Genomic DNA, 19727 nt, shown 5'->3' with positions numbered 1-19727 from the left:
CCATCCGGGCGCACAGCCGGGTCATGTTGTTGTTCATCGTTGTCTCCTGCGAAAGCGTATGGCGCGGCGCACACTGCGCCGCAAAGAGGCCCTACAGCGCGCCGCTGTTCAGGCCGAAAGCGTTGAGCATGGTGCCCAGTTTGGCGGCGGTTTCCATCCACTCGGACTGCGGCGTCGAAGCGGCGACGATGCCCGCGCCGGCGAACAGCCGCACCCGGTTACCGTGCAGCAGACCGCTGCGGATGACGATCGCCCACTCGCCGTCGCCGTTGGCGTCACACCAGCCGACGATGCCGCTGAACAGGCCACGATCGTGCGGCTCCAAATCGGCGATCAGCTGGCGGGCGCTCTCGGTCGGGAAGCCGCACAGCGCCGGTGTCGGATGCAGCAGGCAAGCCAGCTGCATCACGTTGAGCGTCGGGTTCAGCAACTCCCCGCGAATGCGGGTGGACAGGTGCCACATGGTGCCGGTGCTGAGCAGCGACGGGCCGCTGGGCACGCTCAGGCTGGCGCACAGCGGCGCCAGATGCCGGCGAATATCCTCTATCACCAGCTTGTGTTCATATTTGTCTTTGGTCGAGCGCATCAGGCGCTCGCTACCGAGGCGATCCTGCTGCGCATCGTCCTGACGGCGCGCCGAGCCCGCCAGCGGATTGGTGTGGATCTCGCCGCCCTGCTTGCGGATCAGCAGTTCCGGGCTGGCGCCGATCAGCACGCCGCCATCGGCCAACGGCAGGGAAAAGTGGTAACCAGTCGGGTTCTGCACCATCAGGTTATTGAAGATCTGGTGGCCCGCCACCGGCTGTTCCAGCTCGATGTCGAGGATGCGCGACAGCACCGCCTTGTCCAGTTTGCCTTGTTTAAAGCGGCTGACCGCTTCCGCCACCGCATGCTTGAAGCGCGGTTCGTCGGGAATGCTGGTGCAGGCGGCAAGACGATGCGGCTGTTGCAGCATCGGGCGCGCGGCGCGGGTAAAGCTGTCGTTGGCGACAAACTGGCAATTTTCAGGCACGTACAGGCTGGAAGGCCGGCGCGTATCGAACGGAATGGCGCCCACCACCACCGGCGCCGCCTGACCGGCGGCTTTGGCGCGCGCCAGCGCCTGGCGGATGTGCTGAGTCAGCGCGCCGCCTTCCTGTTCGCCTTCGCCGCCGAACGCCGGCGTCTCAATGCGCTCGAACACGCCGTCGGCGGAAAGTGAACGGAATTCGGACCGGTACAAAAAGGTCGATTGCTCGGCGTACACAAACCCGGGGAAGGTTTGGTTATCTGTCGTCAGTGTCGCCACAAGACCACTCCTTTGTTGCGCCTCACCAATGATAATGTTTATGCGAATAATTATCATTAGCCATAAAAAGGATGGTAAATTACACCGGATCCCCACCGTGGGTCAATCACCGGTGAATGAATCTTTCGGCGCGCCGCGGCAAATCCGCGTTACGGCACAGAAATAAATAACACACTGTTATTATTGTGTTTTAGCAAAAAATAAAGGTCGTGACGTCGTCACCTTCACGCCAAAAACGCCCGCTGAACCGGCGCCCGGCGGGGCAATGCGGCGTCAATGTCTTAAGCAGCTCTAATACGAACGTCTGCCGCTGCACATCCACGGCCGTCATGCGCGCATCAAGAAAGTCAAAGTAACAGCGCACCTGCGGATAAAGCGTCTTGAACAGGCTCTCTTTGGCGGAAAACGTCAGCGTCAGCAGCGCGTTGAACGGCAGCGCCTCGCGCAGCAACGCCTCGCGCTCCGTCGGCGAAACGATCGCCCCCCACAGCTCCTCCGCCCGCTCGTCAGACAGCAGCGTCTCCACATCCAGCCCAACGCCGCCCAGCCCGCTCTCGCGGTGCACGGCGCACAGCGCGGTATTCGAATTATGGCTCAGCGCACCGGCGATGCCAGCCGGCCACTGCGGCGCGCGATCTTCGCCGCGCGCCAGAGTGAAATCGGCGAAACCGAGCGGCGCCAACAGCTGCCGCGCCAGAACGCGTCCGGCCAGATACTCCGCACGGCGCTTCGGCACCGCGCGCGCCAGATGATCCGGCAGCGTAAAGCCCAATGCAGAAAAACTGTCGTCGTGATACTCCGCCAACGCAAACTGGCAGCGCGCCACCTGGCCCGGATAACCGTCCGGCGTGAAAAAGTCGATATTGCGGATAAAAGTGGGCAACGGCAGTATCCATGATAAGCAGGCAGGCTGATGATGTTAGCCCCCGAAACGGCCTGCAACAATGACTCTGGGCAAAATAAATGGCGTTAAGGCCGGCACGGCGGCGCGTTAGCCGGGATGAGAAGAGACCTCTCCCCCGCGGTCGGGAGAGAGGCTGGGCATTACAGGATACCCTTCATGGTCTTTTCGAAATCGCTCCAGGCGCAGAAACCGTCCTTGTCGATCGGGCAACCTTTCAGCGCCAGCGTTACGCGCTGCGGCGGGGTTTGCAGCGTCAGCGGCGTCGCCTTGCGCAGCTGTTCGGTGGACTGATAGACGTACTCGATCTTCAGCAATTCACGGTCGTTCTGCGCGTCGCGCCAGCGTTGGAACACCAGCTTGCCGCCGATCGGCGTTTTCTCATACTGCTGCGGCAGCTGATACGGCTGGAACTGCATGGCCGACAGCAGCGAAGCGATATTGGAGTCGTGGCCGACCAGCACCGTCAGCTTCGGCGCGTCCGGTTTGCGCTCGCCGAGCAGCGCGTTGTTGATATAGGTCAGCAGCGGTTTGGCGACGTTTTGCGCCACCACCGGCGAGGTGAACAGCGAATCCTGATAGCCGTCTTTCAGCTGCGCCAGCTGTTTCCACTGATGCGGGGTGGCGATTTTGCCCCAGGCCACCTCTTTCATCGGGAAACCTTCGTAGTACTGCAGCATAAAGGCGTCTACCAGCGAGTTGCCCACCCGCAGCGGGCCGGAGACGCCCGGCTCTTTGCCCGGCACCGCGCTCATCACGCTGGCTTCTTTGGTCAGATCGCAGTGTTTGTCGGTCTTGCAGGCGGCGGAATCCTTGTAATCGATGATCTTCGCCAGCTGTTGGTAAGAGGCGTCCAGCTTCAGCGATCCCAGCGCGGCGTTCATCGCCGCCAGCGCCTGCTGATTGAAGGCTTCGCTAGTGTCGGTGATGATCGGGTTGAAGGTCGGATCCATCTCACCCATCTTGTCCTGATGGTGCACGCTGACGTCGCAGCCCGGGAACGCGCCGTTGCTGAAGAACTGCGCGGTGGCCACCGTGCGCTGCAGGCTGTTGGCGTAGACATACACGCTGCCGGCGGTCGGGCAGCCCTCTTGCGGCAACAGGCCGGTCTGCTTCAGCCAGGCATTGAAGTAGTGCCCCATGTACACTTCCAGCACCCCGCCCTTGGTGGTCAGCTGGCCGCCCGGCGTTTCCCAGGCCGGCCAGGCCTTCGGCGTAGACTGCGCCAGCACGCTGCCGTTATTGGCCAGCGGCGCACGCAGGTTATGGCGGCTCATCACCAGCACCTGTTCCAGTTGATAACCGCCGGCTTCCGCCAGCGCGTTCCCGGTGAATAACAAAGGCAGGCACAGCAATAACGTTTTTTTTCTCATCCGCAGAGGCTCCCGGAAAATGATTATTTTTAAGGTGTTAGCGTTTGCCTGAGTATGATGGCGGGGTTAGTGTGACAAGTGTGTGACAGGGTTCACGGGAAAAGATCGTACCAGCGGCCACCGGGCGGCGGCCGCTGTAGTCCAACTCAGTACCACAGGCTCATGATCGGCCAGCCGATCAGCAGCAGCGCGGCGATGTACACCACGCCGAGAATGCCGCCCAGGCGCCAGTAGTCTTTCGATTTCACGTAGCCGCAGCCGTAGATGATAACCCCCGGCCCGGTGGCGTACGGCGTCAGCACGCCCATGATGCCGATCGACAGCACCAGCAGCATCGACAGCTGCTCCATCGGCACGCCCGGCAGCCCTTTCCCGACCGCCAGGATCACCGGCAGCATGGTGGCGGTGTGCGCCGACAGGCTGGCGAACAGATAGTGGGCGAAGTAGAACACCAGCACCAGCGCCACCACCGTCATGTTCGGCGAGAAGCCGTCCAGATGGGTGCTCATGGTCTGGGCGAACCAGTCGATAAAGCCGGAGCGCGTCAGGCCGTTGGCCATCACCACCAGCGTCGCCAGGTTAACCAGCGTGTTCCAGGCGCTGGAATATTTGGTGATCTCTTTCCACGACACCACGTGCAGCGCCAGCATCAGCGACACCGCCAGCAGACACACCGCGGTGGCGTCCAGCATTTTGCCGCCAAACACCCACAGGCACAGGCTGAGCAGCACCAGGCCGATCAGGGTGTATTCCTTGCGCGTCAGCTTGCCCATTTCCCCCAGCGCGGTATCCGCCCAGGCGGCCACTTCGCTGCTGTGGGTCACGCCCGGTTTGTACAGGTAATAGGAAATCAGCGGCGCGATGATCAGCAACAGCAGACCGACCGGCAGGAACGCCAGGAACCACTGCATCCAGCTGATGTGCACCCCGGCGATCTTGCCGACGAACTCGATGCCCAGCACGTTCGGCGCAGCGCCAGTGACGAACATCGAGGAGCTGATGCTGGTACCGACCACCATCATCCACATCAGGTAACCACCGATGCGGCGCGAGGAGGGATCGTTAGGGAAAGAGTCGAACAGCGGCGGCAGGTTTTTCACCACCGGGAACACGGTGCCGCCGGTGCGCGCAGTGTTGGACGGCGTGAACGGCGCCAGCAGGATATCGATGATCACCACCGCATAGCCCAGCGTCAGCGTGCGCTTGCCCATGAACTTCACCAGGAACAGTGCGATGCGCCGCCCCAGCCCGGTGGCCTCGTAGCCCAGCGCGAAGATAAAGGCGCCGAACACCAGCCAGACGGTGGTGCTGGAGAAGCCCGCCAGCCCCCATTTCAGCGCCTCTTTGCCGGCCTTGAAGCCCGGCTCCGCCAGTTCCTGCGCGCCGAACAGCACCCAGTTGGCGCTGAGCACGCTGACGGTCACGGCGATAAAGCTGATGGCGGTGGCCGGGATCGGCTCCAGAATCATGCCGACGATCATCGCCACGAAGATGGCGAAGTAGTGCCACGCCTGCGGCGGCATGCCGTCGGGCACCGGTATCAATAACAGGATCGCGAGCACCGCCAGCGGCGCTATCGCTTTCCAGATCTTTTCCTGGGTTTGGGACATGGGGACTCTCCTGAAGGCTTGGTTATTATTCTTGGGCACCCAGCTGCGCCAGCAGCCAGGTCACTATCAACAAGTCGGCGCTGCCGCCGGGACTGAGGTTGCGGGCAATGCAGTCGGCATCGAAGCGCCGCAGGCGCGCCAGGCCCGCCTCCCCGGCCGAGCCGCCCTGCGCCAGCAGCAACGCCGCCCGGCGCCGTAGCCAGCGCAGTCCGTGCATGCCGCCGCGCGAGGCGACGTTGGTGTCACCGTTGTGGGCTATCAGCCACAGCAGACTGTCCAGCAGCGCCCGCTGTTCGTCGCCGTCAGCGGCCAACCGTTGCCGATACAGCGGCAGCGCGCCGTCCAGCACCAGCCGAAAACCGGCTTCCGCCTCGCCGCGCGCGCCGCTGAGGCCGTAGGCAACGAACAGCCGCTGGCCGGCGGTCTGCCCGGCGTTGTTGCGCCGCAGCTCGCGGTCCACCAGCCCCCGACACATCGCCGCCGTTTCGGCGCACAGCGCCGCTGCGCCGATGGCGCGCCCCTGTTGCTGCAGGCGGCCGAAGGCGGCGCACAGCAACCCGAGCGAGAACACGCTGCCTTTGTGGGTGTTAATGCCGCCGGTGGCGCGAAACATCTGGTTTTCGCAAGCCAGGCCCAGCGGCCGCAGCCGCGCCAGCTGCTGCTCTGCCGGCAGAGCCGCGTCTTCGCGCCCGCGTTGGATAAAGCGCGGCAGCCACACGCCGATGGCGCGGGCGCTGCGGTAAAAATGCCCGAGATCCATGTCGCGGTGGGCGCCGGTGTTATGGCGATCCACCAGCCCCGGCTTGGGCGTGAGATTGACTTCCACCAGCAGCGCGCGAAAGGCGGCGCGGGCGAAGTCGCAGGCCGGTTCGGCACGGCGGGCGGGCAGATTAATCGGCAGAGATCGCATCGTTGAACATCCTTTCCATTTCATGCAGCAGTTGCTCGCTGCTGTGCCGCCGCTGGCGGGCGCAGATCTTGGCCGGTTGGCCGCACAGCAAACAGCGCCGTTCCGGCAGGCCGATATCGCGGCGCGACAAAATGCGCCCCTGCGTATCCAACACGTCGATGTCCCACAGCCGGCCGATCGGGCGGCTCACCTCCAGCTGCATGGCGCAGTCCTTCACCCGCTGGGCATCGGCGCGCAGCGCGACAAACCCTTCGCAGCCGGTGGAGAGCGCCAGCGCTTCGGCCTGCGGGCTGGGCCAGCCCTGTTCGGCGCACAGCCGCAGCAGCGCCGCCCACCCCAGGTTGAAGATGCCGCGCGTCAGCGCGCTGTCCTTCACCGGGCCGGGTACCACCAGCGTCAGCACCAGCAGCGTGCACTCGTGCTGCGCCAGCCACGCTTGCTGGCGCGCCTGGCGGCATTCGCGGCTGGTGAGCAGCTCCGGCAGGCTGACCGCGCGTTCGGCGGCCAGTTGGGGATCGACGGCGGCCATCGGTTACTCCGCCACCTGATGCACCACGTCGATCACCGAGCCGTCGCGGTAGCGCACTACCGCCACCACCTTGTCGGTAAAGGCGATCGGCTGCGGTTCGCCGGTCAGCTGCAGCGCGCGGGCGCGCAGCCAGTCGATGCTCACCACCTCGAGCCCAGCCTCCCGCAGGCGCTGCGCCAGCTCCGGCCGCGCCGGGTTGACGGCGATGCCGTGGTCGGTCACCAGAATGTCGATGCTGGAGCCCGGCGTGACGCAGGTGGTCACCTGCTCCACCAGCGTCGGAATGCGCCCGCGCACCAGCGGCGCGACGATGATCGCCAGCCGCGCGGCGGCGGCGGTGTCGCAGTGGCCGCCGGACGCGCCGCGCAGCACGCCGTCGGAGCCGGTCAGCACGTTAACGTTGAAACCGGTATCGATCTCGAGCGCGCTCAGCACCACCACGTCGAGCCGATCGACCGACGCCCCCTTGGAGCTGAAGTTGGCGTACTGGTTGGCGCTGATTTCGATATGGCGCGGGTTGCGCGCCAGCGAGGTCGCCGCCGCCCGATCGAAGCTCTGCACGTCCAGCAGCTTGCCGATCAGCCCTTTCTCGTGCAGATCCACCATGGTCGAGGTGATGCCGCCGAGGGCGAACGCGGCGCGAATGCCGCGGGCGCGCATCTTGTCCTCCAGGAACCGGGTCACCGCCAGCGAGGCGCCGCCGGTGCCGGTTTGCAGCGAGAAGCCTTCGGTGAAGTAGCCGGAGCCGGCGATCACCTCGGCGGCGCGGCGGGCGATCAATAGCTCACGCGGGTTCGAGGTCATGCGCGTGGCGTCGGCGCCGATCTTGTCGGCGTCCCCCACCCGCTCCAGCTGCACGATCAGGTCCACCCGATCCTGCGCCAGGCTGGCGGGATGATGCGGATACGGCACCAGTTGCTCGGTCAACAGCACCACGGTGCCCGCCGCCTCGGCGTCCACCCGCGCATAGCCGAGCGAGCCGCAGCAGGCTTCACCGCTGTAGCCGTTGGCGTTACCGAACTCATCGCAGGCCGGCACGCCGAGGAAGGCCACGTCTATCTTCAGCTCGCCGGATTCGATCAGGTTGACCCGGCCGCCGTGCGAATGAATTTGCACCGGCTCCGCCAGCAGCCCGCGTGAAACGGCGTCCGCCAGCGGGCCGCGCAACCCGGAAGTGTAAATGCGGCTCACCACGCCGTGGCGAATGTGTTCAACCAACGGCGCGTGGCAATCGGTCAGCGAACTGGAGGCCAGCGTCAGGTTGCGGAACCCCATCGCCGCCAGCGTCTCCATCACCTGGTTGAGGGTCAAATCGCCGCCGCGAAACGCATGGTGGAAAGAGATGGTCATGCCGTCCTGCAATCCGCTGCGGCGCACCGCCTCTTGCAAGGAATCGCACAGCTTGAGATCGCGCGGTTTGCGCGCCTGCAGATTGGCCTTGGAGACGTCCTGATAGCCCGGCAGATCCGCCGGGTTGGCGAAGGTCATCAATCGTTGTTGGCGGTTCATCATGCTTCCTCTCCGTGCTGCGCCGGTTCTTCCCGTAAGCCGGACAGCGCGGCGCGCTCCAGCACCAGCCGGGCGCGTTCAATCACCGGGCTGTCGACCATTTTTCCGTTGAGCGACACCACGCCGCGTCCTTCCCGCTCCGCCGCTTCGGCGGCATCCACCACCCGCTGCGCGTGCGCCACCTCTTTGGCGGTCGGCGCGTACAGGTTGTGCAGCAGCTCAATCTGGCGCGGGTTGATCAGCGATTTGCCGTCGAAGCCGAGCTGTTTGATCAGCGCCGCCTCATGCAGGAAACCGGCCTCGTTATTGGCGTCGGAGTAGACGGTGTCGAACGCCTGAATGCCGGCGGCGCGCGCCGCCTGCAGCAGCGAGCAACGGGCGAACAGCAGCTCGATGCCTTCCGGCGAGCGTTCGGTGCGCAGATTGCGTACATAGTCTTCCGCCCCCAGCGCGATGCCGATAAGACGCGGCGAAGCGTGCGCGATCGCCACCGCGTTGGTGATGCCCTGCGCCGATTCGATCGCCGCCAACAGCCCGGTGCTGCCGACCGGCCGGCCGCAGGCCGCTTCGATGGCGGCAATCTCGCGCTCCATGTCGATAACGTCCTGCGCGCTGTCGGTCTTCGGCAGGCGCACGATGTCTGCGCCGCCGCGCACCACCGCCTGCAGGTCCGCCAGGCCGTAGGCGGAGTCGAGCGCATTGACGCGCACGATGGTTTCCACTTCCTGGTACAGCGGGTGCTGCAGCGCGTGGTACACCAGCCGGCGCGCCGCGTCTTTTTCACGCAGGATCACCGAGTCTTCCAGATCGAACATCAGCGCGTCGGCCTGATAGATAAAGGCGTTGCTGACCATCGCCGCGTTGGCGCCGGGAACGAACAGCATGCTGCGGCGCAGCCGGGTTTTATTCAGCGTTTTCATCTTTCGCCTCCCACGGCAGTTGGCCGCCCTCGCAGGCGCGCATCAGCGCGGTTTCCAGCCGGGCGCGCAGCACGCAGTCTAGCGCGCCTTTGTCGTCGACGATCACCTGCACCGGCTCCACCTCATAACGCTGCAGCACTTCCAGCAAGGTGTGGCGGATAGCCGCGCCGAACTGTTTTTCCACGCTGCTGGCGATCAGCAGATCGTGCTGCGGCCCCTCGGCGGGCGCGATGCGCACCATGACATCGCTGGATTCCAGCGTGCCGGCCATTGCTTCTCGGATAATTTTCATCATTCACCTGATTGTGCGGACTCAAAAGGATGCGGGGCCGCCTTGGCCCGGCGCTGCGTTTGCAGATCCTGCAGGTAGTACAGGGTGTCCGGCGGCACCAGCGGCGCGGCGGCGTGGAAGTCCCCCGCCGCCAGCAGCTTGCGCACCCAGGAGGCGGAGATCGCCGTGCCCTGATATTGCAAACGCTCGATTTCCACCAGCGCGATCGGCGGGCTGGGCAGCGCCGGCGTTTCCAGCCAGTAGCGCATGTCGCGGTTGTATTTCGCGGTCACCGCACAGAACGGCTCGTTGCCGACGAAGCGGTGCGTAATGCCCAGCGCGGGTGCCAGATACTGGCGGAAGATCTTCAGATCGATTTCGGTGTAACAGTCGTCGGCCACGCCCTGGTCCTTGATGAAGTAACAGGGGAAGGTGGCGCGCGAGATCACGTACTGCGAGCCTTCGTGTACCGTGAGGTTGGGGATATCGGCGGTGCCGGCCAGCACCAGCCGGCGCCGGTCTTCATAGCTGAAGCGCGAGGTGTTTTCCTTCACCAGAAACAGGTGCAGCCAGTCGCAGCGCTTGGCCGCCTGACGCACCAGATACTGATGCCCGCGGGTGAAGGGGTTGGCGTTCATCACGATGCTGCCGATGGTGTCGCCCGGCCGGCGCTGGCTCGCCAGTTGGGCGGCATAGCGCTTCAGGCGGCACGGGCTGTTTTCCATCAGCACCACGATGCCCGGCACGGTGGCGATCGGGTAGAAACCGCACTGGCGGAACAGCGGCTCGTTCTGCACCTTGGTGTAGATAAACAGCTGGGTATGGTGCCGCTCGTAGGCCAGGTTCACCAGCTCGGTCGCCAGCGCCAGCGCCAACCCTTCGCCGCGCATCAGCGGACTGATGGCGACGCATTTGATAATATTGTCGGCGATGCCGCCGCAGGCGACCAATTTGTCGTGCTGGGTAACGGTAATAAATATTTCAACCGTAGTGTCGATATTCAGATCGTTACTGCGCAAGAAGGCGCTTATTTCCGAAATCGCTTTATGATCCGATCGCTTTACCCGATTAAATACGGCATCGCCTAACATAACACGCTCTCTGGGTTAACTGACAAACAACAAGTTAAATACAAAAAGGCTTTTTAATTAACATTGACAAGGTTAATTAAAACCTTAAAAACCATGAAGATAAACACGACATCGCACTCGATAAACCAATGGTAAACAGAAAAAAAACGCGGATTATTGACCTATTTCACAAACCGTCCCCGGTTAATAAGTTATTTAATGTTCTTTATTTGCTTAATTAATCTTATGGTGTTTATTATTGAGATAATCTTTATTTGACGCCGCAATTTACTTACATTCATTTAGCATCTTGATTGCAATAGTAGGTTTCATTATGGAATGGCTGAACATCCTGATCGTTGAAGACGAAACGCCGCTGGCGGAGATGCATGCGGAGTTTATCCGCCAGAACGGCGGCTGCCGCCAGATTTGGCTGGCCGGTACGCTGGCGCAGGCCCGCGCCATGACCGAACGCTTCAAGCCGGACCTGATCCTGCTGGACAACTTTCTGCCCGACGGCCAGGGCATCACCCTGCTGCGCGAACTGACGCTGAGCGGCTATCGCGGCGGCATCGTGTTCATTACCGCCGCCAGCGACATGGCCACCGTGGCCGAGGCTTTGCGTTACGGCGTGTTCGACTACCTGATCAAACCGCTGGCCTATGACCGGCTGAGCCAGACCCTTCAGCGCTTCAGCCAACGCCGCGAAGCGCTGAAGGACAAGGCGCGCCTCAACCAACGCCGCATTGACGAGATGTTCAACACCTACGCCCGCGGCGAACAGCAGGCGGCGCTGCCCGCCGGCATCGACGAGCTGACGCTGGGTAAGATCCGCGCGCTGTTCGCCGAACCCGCCGCGCGCCACACCGCTGAAAGCGTTGCGCAAAAAATGGGGCTCAGCCGCACCACCGCGCGCCGTTATCTGGAATTTTGCACCGCCGCGCAGCAGCTGCGCGCCGAGATCATTTACGGCAAGGTGGGCCGCCCACAGCGGATCTATCGCGCCGGCGAGCCGCATTAACGGTTATTTGATCGCCCTTGCAAGGTTGCGTGTAACCGCTTTACTTTTTATGCGCCGGTCAGCATCTTGGTGAGCATCACCTAGCCAACTGGACGATCGCCGATGCCTGCTGCGCCCCTTGCTTCCCTGACCGAGATCCTCGCCCGCCGTGACTGGCAAAACCCGGCCTGCACCCACTACCGCCGGCTGGACGCCCACCCGCCGTTCGCCAGCTGGCGCACGGTGGAGGACGCGCGCGACGATGCCCCCAGCGCCAGCCGCAAGTCGCTGAACGGCGAATGGCGCTTCAGCTATTTCCCGTGCCCGCAGGCGGCACCGGAAGGCTGGCTGCAGCAGGATCTGCCGGACGCCGCCCCGCTGGCGGTGCCGGGCAACTGGCAGCTCGCCGGCTACGACGCGCCGATCTACACCAACGTGCGCTATCCATTCCCGGTCGATCCGCCACGCGTGCCGGAAGACAACCCCACCGGCTGCTACTCGCGCACCTTCAGCGTCGATCCGGCCTGGCTGGTCGCCGGCCAGACGCGCATCATCTTCGACGGCGTCAACTCGGCGTTCTATTTATGGTGCAACGGCCACTGGGTCGGCTATTCGCAGGACAGCCGCCTGCCGGCGGAGTTCGATCTCAGCCCGTGGCTGCAGCCGGGTGAAAACCGGCTGGCGGTGATGGTGCTGCGCTGGTGCGACGGCAGCTACCTGGAAGATCAGGATATGTGGCGCATGAGCGGCATCTTCCGCGACGTCAGCCTGCTGCACAAACCCGCCGCGCACCTGAGCGATATCCGCCTCACCACCCCGCTGCATGACAGCTTTACCCGCGGCGAACTGGTGGTAACGGCGCGTGCCAACCGGCCCGGCCCACTGCAAGTACAGGTGCAGCTGTGGCGCGACGGCGCCCAGGTGGCCGAACGCACCCAGCCACTCGGCGGCGAGATGGTGGACGAACGCGGCGCCTATGACGACCGCGTCACGCTGCGCCTGCCGGTGGAGCACCCCGCGCTGTGGAGCGCCGAAACGCCCGCGCTGTATCGCGCCACCGTCGCCCTGCTCTCCCCCGAGGGGGAGATTATCGAAGTGGAAGCCTATGACATCGGCTTCCGCCAGGTGGAAATCAGCGGCGGGCTGTTGAAGCTTAACGGGCAGCCGCTGCTGATCCGCGGCGTTAACCGCCACGAGCATCATCCGCGCCACGGCCAGGTGATGGACGAAGCGACGATGCGCCACGACATCCTGCTGATGAAGCAGCACAACTTCAACGCGGTGCGCTGCTCGCATTATCCCAACCACCCGCTGTGGTATCGGCTTTGCGACCGCTACGGGCTGTACGTGGTGGACGAAGCCAATATCGAGACCCACGGCATGCGGCCGATGAACCGGCTGGCTGACGATCCGCTGTGGCTGCCGGCGATGAGCGAGCGCGTCACCCGCATGGTGCAGCGCGATCGCAACCACCCTTGCATCATTATCTGGTCGCTGGGCAACGAGTCCGGCCACGGCGTGAACCACGACGCGCTGTACCGCTGGGTGAAAAGCCAGGATCCGACCCGCCCGGTGCAATATGAAGGCGGCGGCGCCGACACCGCCGCCACCGACATCATCTGCCCGATGTATGCGCGGGTGGATCAGGATCAGCCGTTCCCGGCGGTGCCCAAATGGGCAATCGGTAAGTGGATCGGTCTGCCGGAGGAACAGCGGCCGCTGATCCTGTGCGAATACGCCCATGCGATGGGCAACAGCTTCGGCGGCTTTGAGCGCTACTGGCGCGCGTTCCACCACTATCCGCGCCTGCAGGGCGGCTTTGTCTGGGACTGGGTCGATCAGGCGCTGATCAGGCGCGACGCCCAAGGCGAAGAGTACTGGGCCTACGGCGGCGACTTCGGCGATACCCCCAACGATCGCCAGTTCTGCCTGAACGGGCTGGTGTTCGCGGATCGCACCCCGCACCCGGCGCTGTTCGAAGCGCAGCGGGCGCAGCAGCTGTTCCACTTCGCCTTCGACGCCGCCTCGCTGACGCTGACCGTCACCAGCGATTACCTGTTCCGCCACACCGACAACGAACAGCTCAACTGGCGGCTGGAGCTGGACGGCGTGGAGCGCGCCAGCGGCAGCTTCGATCTGGCGCTGGCGCCGCAGGGCAGCGCTAGCTTCACCCTGCTCGATCGCCTGCCGATGCTGCATCAGCCCGGCGAGCTGTGGCTGAACGTGGAGGTGGTACAACCGCAGGCCACCGACTGGTCTGAAGCGCACCACCGCTGCGCCTGGGATCAGTGGCGGGTGCCGCGTGCGCTGCATCCCGCGCCACCGCCCGCACAGGGCGTGCCGCCGACGCTGATTGAAGACGATCAGGGGCTGACCCTCACCCACGGCGACCAGCGCTGGCGCTTCGATCGCAGCAGCGGCCACCTGACGCAGTGGTGGCAAAACGAACAGCCGCAGCTGCTGACGCCGCTGCGCGACGGCTTTGCGCGCGCGCCGATCGACAACGACATCGGCGTCAGCGAGGCGGATCATATCGATCCCAACGCCTGGGTCGAACGCTGGAAGCTGGCGGGCCTGTACCGGCTGGAGGAGCGCTGCTCGCGGCTGCAGGCCGATGCGCTGCAAAACGGCGTGCAGGTGGTGAGCGAACACCAGTTCGGCGTGGACGGGCAGATTCTGCTGATCAGCCGCAAACAATGGCTGTTCGATGCGCTGGGCGCAGTGAGCGTGAACGTGGAGGTCGAGGTGGCCGATACTCTGCCGCCCCCGGCGCGCATCGGCCTGCACTGCCAACTGGCGACGGTGCAGCCGCACGCCGAGTGGCTGGGCCTGGGCCCGCACGAGAACTACCCGGATCGCCGCCTGGCCGCGCAGCATGGGCGCTGGCGCCTGCCGCTGGCGGATCTGCACACGCCGTATATTTTCCCCGGCGAGAACGGCCTGCGCTGCGACACCCGCAGCCTGCGCTACGGCGGCTGGCGCATCGACGGCCGCTTCCATTTCTCGCTCAGCCGCTACGGCCTGCAACAGCTGATGGCCTGCAGCCACCAGCATCTGCTGCAGCCGGAAGCAGGCACCTGGCTGCATCTGGACGGCTTCCACATGGGGGTGGGCGGCGACGACTCCTGGAGCCCGAGCGTGCACCGGGATTACCTGCTCACCGCCGGCGTTTACCGCTATCAGCTGCGCCTGCAGCGGGCGATCGAGGGCTAAATCTGCCAAAAAACTCAACGGGTTGCGCATTCTGTAAGCAAACAGTCACAGAATGTGTAATCCGCCTTTGACATGCCTGCGGCGCCTCGCTATTATTCGCCCCGTTCACACGATTCCTCTGTAGTTCAGTCGGTAGAACGGCGGACTGTTAATCCGTATGTCACTGGTTCGAGTCCAGTCAGAGGAGCCATATTTAGAGAAGCCCGCTCAGGGAAACCTGAGCGGGCTTTTTGCTGTTGGGCGGTTATACTCAATTATCCCCTGCACTCTCGCTACCCGACACCGTTCAGCCATCCGTTGAACGGGTGAGTTTCTCCCATTGTTCAATTTCCTGACCTAACGCCTCGAGCTTTTGCCGCACCAAACTTAATGCGTCACTGCCTAACAACAGATGTGTGGGTGGGTTCCCGCTCTCGATCAATGCCAGCATGGCGTGAGCCGCCTTAACCGGATCGCCGAGTTGCTTGCCGCTTTTTTCCTGACGCGCCTGACGAACAGGTTCAAATAACGCGTCATAGTCAGGGAGACGGCGAGGGCTGCGTACCATTGAACGCCCGGCCCAGTCCGTTCGAAACGAGCCGGGCGCCACTGCGGTCACGTGTAGGTTGAACGGGGCAAGCTCTTTACTTAACGTTTCTGATATTCCTTCCAGTGCAAATTTGCTGCCGCAGTAATAGCTGATACCGGGCAAGGTAATGAAACTGCCCATTGAGGTGATATTGATAATGTGGCCCCGACGGCGCTGGCGCATGCCCGGTAGCACGGCTTTGATCATCGCCACCGCGCCAAACACATTGACGTCAAACTGGCGGCGCAGCTCTGCAAGCGGGGATTCTTCCAGAATGCCTTCATGGCCGTAACCGGCATTGTTCACCAGCACATCTATCGGACCGACGGCGGACTCTATCTCTCCAACCACCTCATCAATACGTTCATCGTCCGTGACATCAAGCAGATAGCCAAAAGCCCGCTGCGTATCGAGCGCACCGAAAGCCTGCAGCGCTTCGCTGTTGCGCACCGTCCCTATAACCCGATGCCCCACGGCGAGGGCTTCCCGCGCCAGCGCCTGACCAAAGCCACTGCTGACGCCGGTAATTAAAATCGTTTTTGCAGATGCCATAAAAAGAACTCCCATGAACCATGAAGGTTGCATGGTATTCTCTGCTCTGCCGCATTTTTAGGCCGTATTTTCTCTTTTTCTTGCCTGATTTTATGAGGTGGTGGAATGTCCGACATGATTTCCCTGATGAATAGACTTGCGGTGCAAGAGGGATACAACCTCACTGCCCTACCTGATGTGCGAATTTTGCGTTCCGATCGCCCTCTTGCCAGGACGCCGGTGCTTTACGATCCGGGGATCGTGATCGTCTGCCAGGGCAGCAAACGCGGCTATTTCGGTCAACAGACCTATTTATATGATGAGCAGCACTACCTGGCGGTTTCGGTGCCGGTACCGTTTGTGATGGAAACCGACGCGTCGGCAGCACATCCGCTGCTGGCGATTTATATGCATCTGGATTTTCAGCTTGCCGCGGAACTGATGTTGCAGATTGAACAGCATGGCGCCCCGCATCCTCCCGTCGCGCCGCAAAGCATGATGTCGAGCCCCATGGACGGCGCGGTAAAAATGGCCGTACTTCGCTTACTTGAAGTCCTGGCTAACCCGCTTGAGGCAGCGATCCTCGGCCCGGCGCGGGTGCGTGAGCTTTATTTCCGCGTACTGACAGGCGCACAGGGCAACGCAATGCGTGCCGCATTGGCCTTGCAGGGCCAGTTTGGCAAAATCGGTAAAGCGTTGCAGCACATCCATGCCGCTTACGCGGAGCCGTTAACGCTGACGCAGCTGGCGATGATGGTCGGCATGAGCGTGCCGACCTTTCATAGCCATTTCAAAGCGATAACGCAGATGCCGCCAATGCAGTATGTGAAATCGGTACGCCTGCACCAGGCACGGATGCTGATGGTACGCCAACAAATCACCGCCGCCGCCGCGAGTTACGCCGTTGGCTATGAAAGCCCATCGCAATTTAACCGCGAATTCAAGCGTCTGTTTGGCCTGCCACCAGCAGAGGAGATAAAACGCATGCAGCGTCACTTCGCCATTCCGCCCGCGCAGCCTGCGTCGGTATTTGTTTCATCGCACTGAGGCTTATTTGGTCAGGCGAACGATAGTCCGCTATGAGCGAAATGCTGACTTCGGCGTCAGCAAAATTACGTTCAGTTGACAAAGCTATATGATATAATTTTATCATGCTGAATCGGCGGATAATTCGGTAGAGTAGTACTAAGTATGCGTTACGTTGCTATTAAGAATGAGACAGTAAATTGAAAACAAAACAGTCAAAAATCCCCAAATCAATTTATAGGCCCATGCATGACAACGAGTTTGACCTCTGGGGGGACCTCTCTTTAAATGACTATGTTGAAGACCTGATGGCAAATCATCGGTACAGTCGTAAAAAAGCCCAGATAGAGGCGTCGAAATCATTTAAAACAGCCTTGCCAGCGGGAATCAATACTCAAAATAACCATTTTAGAACTTATGAACATGACAGTCAGGCTGCGGGATATCTGTGGTTCAGCCTGGAAGATAACTCAGCCTTTTTGTCAGATATAATGCTTCTCCCAGAATTTCAGGGTAAGGGAATGGGTCGGGATTTTATCCGTGCATTCCTGAATGAGCTGACTCAACAGGGCGCATATGAGGTGGAACTCAGAGTGTCACCGGACAATCAAAGGGCTTTAAAATTATATAAAGAGTTTGGTTTTCGGATAACTGGTTTTGATATGAGTCTTTTGCTAGGATCCGACTGATCAGCAATCCGTTAATCATAATTTTCGGAGACAATCTCGGGTAATATCAACTATCGATAGGCAATCTACCACTATATATCTTCACATCATCAATGTCCGCTTCTGGCACACAGCCGACCGTCAGATTACCCACTCCAGCATTTCCCCACCCCATTCCACGCCCCAGCAGCGCCAGAGCCCTCCTGCGTTGCCGTCGGTGTAAATCCGCAAAGCGGTAACCACAACCACCGCCATAACGCCAACGTTTGGCCAACCCCCACCAGCGAAACCCACTCTTTTATCTAAGAAGATTCCTAACTCAGCTGACGGATATTCCTTTCTGATGCCAATACGCGGGTTAACCCGCCGATTTACAGCAATAATCCTGTAAAAACAATCGATAAGCGAATTTTTCGCGCTCGGCAAGTTGCGTCTATCCTTTCGCTATGGGTGCCTGCTGCCCATCGTTCGCTGCGGCTCGCGGCATGCGCGTTTCTGGCTGTACGGGTTTCGGTTTATTCCATCGCGCACCTCCATTCATCATGTTGAATTTCTAAGCAATCTCTCAGCAACAAGGAGTGTTTATATGGCTTACGTCATTACCGACCGAGAAAAACTGCAAGCGATTTGGGAGGCTGCCAAAGCCGGCGACTGGCCGGCCGTGTATGCCGCATCCGTCGATGCGCTCACCGATCCCAACCATGCCAACCAGCCTATTCAGGGCGTGGATATCGCGGTCTATACCTGGATTAAAGGCGCCTATGGCGTGAACTCGAATCAGGGGGCGTTTGCCCATTACATTCGCGACCAAACCAAGCTGCAGTATGAGCTGCGCACCGGGCATGTCCCCGATGACTGGGAGACGCGCATTCAGAACGCCTCCGACAACATCGCCAAAAACTTCGCCAAAACGCTGTTTGGCGTCGATCTGAGCAGCGATCCTAACGCGCCGCTGCCGGATGCCCCGCCCACCAGCGCCAAAGTGCCGGATATTCACGAGGTTGGCCTGATCGACGCCGGTGCGGCGGCATCCGAAGTGTTCACCGACGCCTCCTCGACCGGTGCCCCCAACTATTCCCCCTGGGCCGGCACCACGCTGTTCTCCTATTTAGGCGACACTTCGTTCTTTACCGAATGGGTGGCGACCAACGACACCTCGGCCTTTAAGGTGGAAGGCGGCACCTACGATCTGATTGCGGCGGCGCAGGTCTCCATGCAGATGAAAAACCTCAGTTACGTGGTTGAAACGCTGCTGGCGGGCGAAGTGCCCACCTATTTGACCACCCTGGGCATTGGCCACGAGACCATCCGCCTGGCCGCCGAGGCGGCGCGTGATTTCTACACCGAATCCTACGGCAGCAGCGTGACCGGCGGCGGCAGCATCATTCCCGGCAAGCTGGATATCGGCTCGGCGATTTTCAACGACATTGCCGACGTGCTGTCCACGCCGAATCTGTACCGCGTCGGTACGCTGTATGACGATGATTTCACGTTGGCGTTCGGCAATATCGCCGTTAACACCGGCAGCGGCGACGACACCATCAGCGTGCCGCGCGGCTGGCAAAACAACGCCGGCAACTACGGCTGGACGGTCATCGACGGCGGCAGCGGCCATGATACGGTCGATTATTCCAGCCTGTCGCACGGGGTAAACCTGAAGTTTGACGCTCAGGGCAGCTACGGCGGGCGCGGGGTGATCGAGAAAAACGGCATCGGGCTGTATGGCTTCAAGGACGGGCTGTACAACATCGAGGCGGTGAAGCTGACGGACTTTAAGGATAACGTCACCTTTAACGATCGGGTGCTGACGCCGGCCAACGGTCTGGAGGTCAACCTGGGCAAAGGCTCCAGCGAGATTCGCTTCGAGCACGGCTATACCACTGCGCCGGGTGGGAGCGCGCCGCAGGATTATCTCGGCGTGAACCTGAGCATGCTGTCCAACGATGTGCCCTTCCCTAACAGCCTGCTGAATATTCCCGTAAAGCAGACTCACAATATCTACATCGACGACAGCTTCGAGCTGGGCTTTTTACAGGCCTCTTCCCTGTCTATCGATAATCACCTGCTGGCCTTCGGCGCCGAAGGCTCAAACAGCAGCTTCTCACTGAACTACAACGCGCAAACCCATACGCAGGATCTGTCGATATTCATGCAGGGTGAAAGCGCGCTCAATCAACACGTCGTCAATATCTACAATTGGGCGCAAGGCGACTTCGGCATCACGCTAGAGCAGCCGGCCATACAGCTTGTCGGTTTGCAAAACGTTACGCCGCAAGAGCTGGCGGCCGCCTAAATAAAGCCCGCCCGTTTCCCCGGGCGGGCTATTTACCTTCAGCGCGG

At 61.6% G+C, this 19727-nt stretch carries 16 protein-coding genes and 1 tRNA gene; 6 read left to right on the top strand and 11 right to left on the bottom strand.

Features of this window, described 5'->3' with window-relative positions:
• Positions 1-91 precede the first annotated feature (91 nt).
• From ACRAWE_RS03420 to citC, 10 genes are all read right to left on the bottom strand, one after another.
• On the bottom strand, positions 92-1288 hold the full coding sequence (locus tag ACRAWE_RS03420; protein WP_432524807.1) for an isochorismate synthase: 1197 nt from the start codon (positions 1286-1288) through the stop codon (positions 92-94).
• A gap of 190 nt (positions 1289-1478) precedes the next feature.
• A complete protein-coding gene (locus ACRAWE_RS03415; RefSeq protein WP_432524805.1) occupies positions 1479-2171 on the bottom strand; it encodes a 4'-phosphopantetheinyl transferase family protein in 693 nt (230 codons plus the stop codon).
• 161 nt (positions 2172-2332) lie between these two features.
• On the bottom strand, positions 2333-3562 hold the full coding sequence (gene agp / locus ACRAWE_RS03410; protein ID WP_019452469.1) for a bifunctional glucose-1-phosphatase/inositol phosphatase: 1230 nt from the start codon (positions 3560-3562) through the stop codon (positions 2333-2335).
• Between the two features lie 146 nt (positions 3563-3708).
• The gene (locus ACRAWE_RS03405) at positions 3709-5172 is read right to left on the bottom strand and encodes an anion permease (protein ID WP_004940821.1); all 1464 of its coding nucleotides are present in this window, start codon (positions 5170-5172) and stop codon (positions 3709-3711) included.
• 25 nt (positions 5173-5197) lie between these two features.
• Positions 5198-6082, bottom strand: coding sequence for a triphosphoribosyl-dephospho-CoA synthase CitG (gene citG / locus ACRAWE_RS03400; protein ID WP_432524803.1), 885 nt, complete (start codon positions 6080-6082; stop codon positions 5198-5200).
• Positions 6063-6611: a citrate lyase holo-[acyl-carrier protein] synthase gene (citX, locus tag ACRAWE_RS03395; protein WP_033654921.1), complete on the bottom strand. Its 549-nt coding sequence runs from the start codon at positions 6609-6611 to the stop codon at positions 6063-6065. Before citX ends, citG begins: the two co-directional genes overlap by 20 nt.
• 3 nt (positions 6612-6614) lie before the next feature.
• The gene (gene citF, locus ACRAWE_RS03390; RefSeq protein WP_004940815.1) at positions 6615-8120 is read right to left on the bottom strand and encodes a citrate lyase subunit alpha; all 1506 of its coding nucleotides are present in this window, start codon (positions 8118-8120) and stop codon (positions 6615-6617) included.
• Positions 8120-9040: a citrate (pro-3S)-lyase subunit beta gene (gene citE, locus ACRAWE_RS03385; protein ID WP_154746494.1), complete on the bottom strand. Its 921-nt coding sequence runs from the start codon at positions 9038-9040 to the stop codon at positions 8120-8122. The genes citF and citE overlap by 1 nt, the downstream gene beginning before the upstream one ends.
• Complete coding sequence (gene citD, locus ACRAWE_RS03380) at positions 9024-9332, bottom strand: citrate lyase acyl carrier protein (RefSeq protein ID WP_019452464.1); 309 nt, start codon at positions 9330-9332, stop codon at positions 9024-9026. The genes citE and citD overlap by 17 nt, the downstream gene beginning before the upstream one ends.
• Positions 9332-10402, bottom strand: coding sequence for a [citrate (pro-3S)-lyase] ligase (citC, locus tag ACRAWE_RS03375; protein ID WP_004940809.1), 1071 nt, complete (start codon positions 10400-10402; stop codon positions 9332-9334). Before citC ends, citD begins: the two co-directional genes overlap by 1 nt.
• A gap of 313 nt (positions 10403-10715) precedes the next feature.
• Here citC and dpiA point away from each other — a divergent pair, with 313 nt between their 5' ends.
• The 3 genes from dpiA (at position 10716) to ACRAWE_RS03360 (ending at position 14784) form a co-directional block, all read left to right on the top strand.
• Positions 10716-11402 (top strand): two-component response regulator DpiA, encoded by a 687-nt coding sequence (dpiA, locus tag ACRAWE_RS03370; protein WP_004940807.1) that lies wholly within the window; start codon positions 10716-10718, stop codon positions 11400-11402.
• 102 nt (positions 11403-11504) lie between these two features.
• Positions 11505-14594 (top strand): beta-galactosidase, encoded by a 3090-nt coding sequence (locus tag ACRAWE_RS03365; protein WP_432524799.1) that lies wholly within the window; start codon positions 11505-11507, stop codon positions 14592-14594.
• A 114-nt stretch (positions 14595-14708) separates the two neighbouring features.
• Positions 14709-14784, top strand: a tRNA-Asn gene (locus tag ACRAWE_RS03360).
• Between the two features lie 96 nt (positions 14785-14880).
• Here ACRAWE_RS03360 and ACRAWE_RS03355 read toward each other — a convergent pair.
• Positions 14881-15714, bottom strand: coding sequence for an oxidoreductase (locus ACRAWE_RS03355; protein WP_432525561.1), 834 nt, complete (start codon positions 15712-15714; stop codon positions 14881-14883).
• A 105-nt stretch (positions 15715-15819) separates the two neighbouring features.
• On the opposite strand from ACRAWE_RS03355, the gene ACRAWE_RS03350 reads away from it, so the two are divergent.
• The 3 genes from ACRAWE_RS03350 (at position 15820) to ACRAWE_RS03340 (ending at position 19680) form a co-directional block, all read left to right on the top strand.
• Entirely contained in the window at positions 15820-16740 is a 921-nt protein-coding gene (locus ACRAWE_RS03350; protein WP_432524797.1) for an AraC family transcriptional regulator, read from the top strand.
• 179 nt (positions 16741-16919) lie between these two features.
• Positions 16920-17408 (top strand): GNAT family N-acetyltransferase, encoded by a 489-nt coding sequence (locus ACRAWE_RS03345; protein WP_197667768.1) that lies wholly within the window; start codon positions 16920-16922, stop codon positions 17406-17408.
• A gap of 565 nt (positions 17409-17973) precedes the next feature.
• Positions 17974-19680, top strand: coding sequence for a hemolysin (locus ACRAWE_RS03340; RefSeq protein ID WP_432524795.1), 1707 nt, complete (start codon positions 17974-17976; stop codon positions 19678-19680).
• Positions 19681-19727 lie beyond the last annotated feature (47 nt).

It is taken from the genome of Serratia sp. BFP-2025 (assembly GCF_050880365.1).
Taxonomy (GTDB): Bacteria; Pseudomonadota; Gammaproteobacteria; order Enterobacterales; family Enterobacteriaceae; genus Serratia; species Serratia surfactantfaciens.
The sequence above is the reverse complement of the archived record's forward strand: the minus strand, read 5'-3'. Positions and strand labels throughout refer to the sequence as shown.